A 3,023-nucleotide genomic window follows, 5' to 3' on the forward strand; every position below is an offset into this window, starting at 1 on the left:
TTTCATCTCTCGATGTTTGCCAGCGATAAAGCCTAACGCCTGCTGCCATTTGTTGTTGCTTATTTATTTCCCCTTGAGCATTACCAACCTCATTTCTCGCAATAAATTTTGCGTTATTATATCCTTTTCGAAATGAAGTCGGTTTATCTCCTAGTTTCTTTTCTCTAGAAATAGGCCTTTCTATTTTCTTGGCTATAGTTTCCCACCTTTGACCTGTTCTTATGCCTTCGGCTATTTCATTTCTAAGATTAGTCAAAATGGTCTGATTATTGGCGTAAAGGTTATTTGCGGTCGTTAGTACTGACATTTGTATAGCGGCTTGTAGTTCTGGAGGCGCTATAGAGAGTGTATTCAAACCGACTTGTCTTGCGATCTCCGATGCCTCTATATCGGACATCCTTTGAAAAATAGGACCTAATTGCCCGGCAATATATTCCTTGGAATAAAAACCCAAAAACTGAGATTCAATCTGCTCGATTATCTGATTTATTGTTTCCATTTCAAAATTATCTTGCGAAAATTGCTCAATCGCTTGCTGATCTAAATCATTTCCTTTTTGGGAAAATTTTCTAATCAATTCTGATAATGCGCTTTTAGTATATTGCTGCAGGTCTTCAATCATTTTTTTGGAGAAACGTATTACCTTTTCCTCGTTTGCAATAATACGCCTAGTTGTCCTCCTAGGATTGATATTGGACTTTCTTTTTGTTTTTGCTTTACGCTTCGTCGTTTTCATCGGTTTCACCATCCAAACCAAGTTCATCATCGTCGAGATCAGTTTCAAATGAATATTCCCCTGATCCGAATCTCGACTTAGCCACTTCTACAGAATCATAGACACCCTGTGTCATATAGATATTGTCAATATTGGCCTGAGCTAGACGGGTATTGATAATTGTTTCTTGAGATTCTGAATAAAGGGGATTGAATTTATATGTCCAATTGTCAGGTTCTAAAATTTGATTTTTGGATTGTCTAAAAAGCAGTGTTGTCAGTCTATCGATTGGACCCCGCAACATCATAGATTGCTCTCTTGCCACTTTGTCGTAGTAGTCAACTAGTTGTGAGTTTCCAGTTTCGCCAAGACTGGACCCAGGCGATTCTCCCATCAGTCTAGAATGGGGTATTCCAGATGCAGCAATCAGTCTATCCTTCACTATCCCATAGATATCTTTGACCCCGCCTACTGCGGCTTGCTTATTGTCAAATTCGTCCTCTTTATCTAAAACGATAGCCCTAAGACTTGATCGCATGAGGTTAACAAAATTTAATTTGTTAACGACCAGCTCACTTTCATCTTGACTGATCGCCTCGGTCATACCATCTAATTTAAAAACCGCTTGATTAAATTCCGAAAGGATCGTTACAATAGAATCATTCGATTGACCATAAGACGAAATTGGTTTCATAAGCCTTCCAAAAATCGAATCATCCCAATACCCATTAGCTATAAATAAATTATTAGGAAGCTTGATACCGTCAAAGCGAATGATTCTAGTATAGTGTATTCGATACATTGTTGCGTCTGGTGTTGTCGATCCAGATGAGTTATAAGTATAATAATTTGGCTTACCGTAGTTCGGGCTTGCTAGATTCGCCTCCATGTCTAGACTCATTACATCTAGATCCCATCGATCGAAAACATGCAGAGCATTTATCTTTCGAATCATGTTTAAATTCAGTGGAGTGTCTAGTGCTGCACTATCGTCAACGGAAATGAATACCGCTGATCCTCCCTGTATTCTTGCGAGCTTCCATGCCCAATTAAAAACCTCCCAAACATTCAATCGATCAAATTCATTATTTAACGCCTTTATAGTATCGTTTGCCCACTGTTTATCATCGTCGGCTATTTTCCATGAAATGCCTTCCTTGACCGCATCGTCTGGTATTGCGTCCACTAATATTCCTGAGATATCGTCGGAAGCATAAAGATTTTCGGCAATCATTTTTGGCGTTCTATCCCATAGAGCATAAGCGCCAATTGTTTTATCGATACCCCGTACACCCACACCGGTCGCCACGTTGATCCAATTATCCGCGTTTTTTTTTGTTTTGTTTTTCATTATTTATATGCCCTCAAATATCTCAAACCTTTTAATGAACTGAAATGTATTAGACCCTGGGATATAGCGTCAACTATATCATCGTTTGCACAAACCGGAAATGAAGTCAGCTCGTCTAGTATTGCTTTTGTTTCTGGATGATTTGCTGGTATGTGAAAATTTCCAGATTCGAAAATTGGAGAAACCGAGTGCAGCCTCTCATCTTTAGAGGCCGTAGATCGGACGGGAATCAAGCCGGTAACCTTTTTACCTAACAGCGACAAAATTGCTGGGCCATTTGCTTTATCCTCGATTAAAATGGTCAAGCAATTAGGCCACCGTTTGGACATCTCGGTTATTTCCTTTCCCGAATCTATCACATCGGCCTTTTTTCTATAGAAGTCTATAAGGTAGAAGTCGGCATTTTTTTTTGCAATTGTTATTCCAACGGTGTAGGAGGTCCCAGTCTTTTTAAATTGCAAGTCCCAGCTCTGAATTATTTCTGTCGATTTCAATTTTTGAGGATCAAACGGGAGACTATGATACAGCTTAACCCACTCCTCCCTAATTATATTACCCCCATCTATTTTCGGCTTTTGCTGAAATAGAGCTGCCCACGTATAGCTTCCAACTTCCCTCTTTTTCTTCATTAGCTGTTCGTAGTCGCCCTTTTCCTCTGGCCAAAGCGGTTCATTTTTTTCCGTTCTAGGGTCGTATTCGTTTTCGTAATCCTTGTCCGGTCCTAGCTCTGGAAAAGATAGAACCTCCCACCCGTCCTCGATAGCTCCGTCTTTAAGCAGTTGTCCGGCTACGTCGTGGGTGTGCCAACGCGTGTGCATTAGTATTGTGTGGGAGGTATTATGTATCCGTGTACTGACCACAGCGCGCCACCAATCCATTTTTCTTTTTCGATAAGTAGTAGAAAAAGCCTCGGAAAGATCCTTTATTGGATCATCGCAGATGAAAAGTCCGGGGGAG

The 3,023-nt window shown here is 40.4% G+C and carries 3 protein-coding genes; all 3 read right to left on the reverse strand.

The window, feature by feature from the left end; genetic code table 11:
* Positions 1–736 (reverse strand): hypothetical protein (locus tag VMW01_10050; protein ID HUW06594.1); only part of this gene is annotated, 736 nt, incomplete at its 3' end.
* The gene (locus VMW01_10055) at positions 717–2,066 is read right to left on the reverse strand and encodes a DUF1073 domain-containing protein (GenBank protein HUW06595.1); all 1,350 of its coding nucleotides are present in this window, start codon (positions 2,064–2,066) and stop codon (positions 717–719) included. The genes VMW01_10050 and VMW01_10055, both read right to left, overlap by 20 nt.
* The coding region (terL, locus tag VMW01_10060) for a phage terminase large subunit (GenBank protein HUW06596.1) at positions 2,066–3,023 on the reverse strand (958 nt) is incomplete at its 5' end. The genes VMW01_10055 and terL, both read right to left, overlap by 1 nt.

It is taken from the genome of Williamwhitmania sp., from assembly GCA_035529935.1.
Classification (GTDB): domain Bacteria; phylum Bacteroidota; class Bacteroidia; order Bacteroidales; family Williamwhitmaniaceae; genus Williamwhitmania.

Excerpts from the sequence above, each read along its gene's own strand:
- VMW01_10055 (HUW06595.1), bottom strand. The coding sequence starts at position 2,066 with ATGAAAAACAAAACAAAAAAAAACGCGGATAATTGGATCAACGTGGCG.